The 1,729-nt window shown below is 70.6% G+C and carries 3 protein-coding genes and 1 pseudogene; all 4 read right to left on the reverse strand.

Annotation, left to right across the window (positions count from 1 at the left end; translation table 11 throughout):
• The coding region (locus tag AC3XYG_RS06125) for an MFS transporter (RefSeq protein WP_489138925.1) at window positions 1-522 on the reverse strand (522 nt) is incomplete at its 3' end.
• A gap of 78 nt (window positions 523-600) precedes the next feature.
• Complete coding sequence (moaE, locus tag AC3XYG_RS06130; RefSeq protein ID WP_489138926.1) at window positions 601-1,050, reverse strand: molybdopterin synthase catalytic subunit MoaE; 450 nt, start codon at window positions 1,048-1,050, stop codon at window positions 601-603.
• A gap of 1 nt (window position 1,051) precedes the next feature.
• The gene (gene moaD, locus AC3XYG_RS06135; RefSeq protein WP_489138927.1) at window positions 1,052-1,303 is read right to left on the reverse strand and encodes a molybdopterin converting factor subunit 1; all 252 of its coding nucleotides are present in this window, start codon (window positions 1,301-1,303) and stop codon (window positions 1,052-1,054) included.
• Between the two features lie 7 nt (window positions 1,304-1,310).
• A pseudogene (locus tag AC3XYG_RS06140) lies at window positions 1,311-1,729 on the reverse strand (molybdopterin molybdotransferase MoeA); the annotation flags it as partial.

The following is a 1,729-nucleotide window of genomic DNA, read 5'->3' on the forward strand; positions in this document are numbered from 1 at the left end:
CCAGTCGCCGGCCTGGGCGAACAGGCCGCCGACCAGGGGGCCCAGCACCGTGGCGATGCCCCAGATGCCGGAGGCCACGGCGAACATCCGGGCCAGATGGCGTTCGGGGAACAGGATGGCGATGGCGATCATTGAAAAGCCGGCGACCCAGCCGCTGCCGATGCCCTGCAGCAGCCGGCCGGCCAGGAAGATGCCGATGGTCGGGGCCGCGGCGCTCGCCACGCAGCCCAGCGCGAAGGCCAGCCCGGCGATGGCGGAGGCCCAGCGCAGGCCGAACTGCTCCGACAGCCGCCCGGTGCTGGCGCCGGCCAGGATCGCACCCATCAGGAACCCGGCCGTGGCCCAGCTGAAATAGGCATAGCCGCCCAGATCGGCGCCGACGCTGGGCATGATAGTGGCGGTGACCAGGGAATCGGCCGCGTTCAGCCAGATCCCCAGGCAGATCATCGCGAATTTCGGCAGCCGCCCTTCGGCGAGCAGGTCAGCCCAGCCCGCCGGCGGTTGCGCCGATACCTGCACCATGCCGCGTTTCCCCCATCGTTACCGTCGGGCTACACCGCCCCCGGCACGGTGAGAAGCGTGGAATCGGCAGGACTGAATTCAGCGCCAGCGGTCCGCGGCCGCGTCGTCCTCGGCCTTGGCCTCAACCCAGCGTTCGCCCTCCGGCGTCTCTTCCTTTTTCCAGAACGGCGCCTTGGTCTTCAGCCAGTCCATCAGGAAGGCGCAGGCCTCGAAGGCGGCTTCGCGATGGGTCGAGGCGACGCCGCAGAACATGATCCGGTCACCCGGCTCCAGCCGGCCGAAGCGATGCAGGATGCGGACCTCCAGCAGCGGCCAGCGCGACCGGGCCTCGACCTCGATCTCCTCCAGCTGCCGCTCGGTCATGCCGGGGTAATGCTCCAGCGTCATCGCCGTGACCGTGGTGCCGCCGGCGACGCCGCGCACCAGCCCGACGAAACTGGCGACGGCGCCGACATCGGTGCGGCCGGCCGACAGCGCGGCCATTTCCACACCCGGATCGAAATCCGCCTCCTGGACGAACACGGCCATCTCAGCCCCCCGTCACGGGCGGGAACAGCCCGATCTCATCGCCCGCGGCCACCGGGTCGGCCGGTTTGGCGAAGCGCTGGTTGACTGCGACCCGGACCACCGCCGGGTTGGCCAGCGCATCGGCATAATTGGCGCCGCGGCCATGCAGCCAAGCCAGCAGCCCGGCGACGTCGCGCACCGTCTCCGGCGGCGTCACCGTCTCTCCGGCCATGCCGATCTTGCTGCGGACCCAGGCGAAATACAGGAGCTTCATGAGTGTCTCAGATGAGGGCGCTCAACGGGATATAGGCAACCGGATCGCCTGGCGCCACGCGGGTCATGTCTTCGCCCAGCTCGACCAACCCCTCGGCGCCGGCCAGGGAGCTGAGGATCGCGGATCCTTCGCGGCCGTGCCGGCGGGCGACCAGGGTGCCCGACGCATCGGTCTCCAGCACCGCCCGGATGAATTCGCGCCGCGCCGGCTTCTTCTTGTGGTCGAAGCCGGCGACGACCGGGAAGCGGCGCAGCGGCAGGTCCTCGGCACCGGCCAGGCGCAGCAGGATCGGCCGGGCGACCAGCAGGAAGGTCACCATGACCGCGACCGGGTTGCCGGGCAGGCCCAGCAGCGGCACGTCGCCGATCTGGCCCAGCGCCACCGGTCGGCCCGGCTTGATCGCCAGGCGCCACAGATGCAGCCGGC

This window comes from Inquilinus sp. (genome assembly GCF_057815775.1).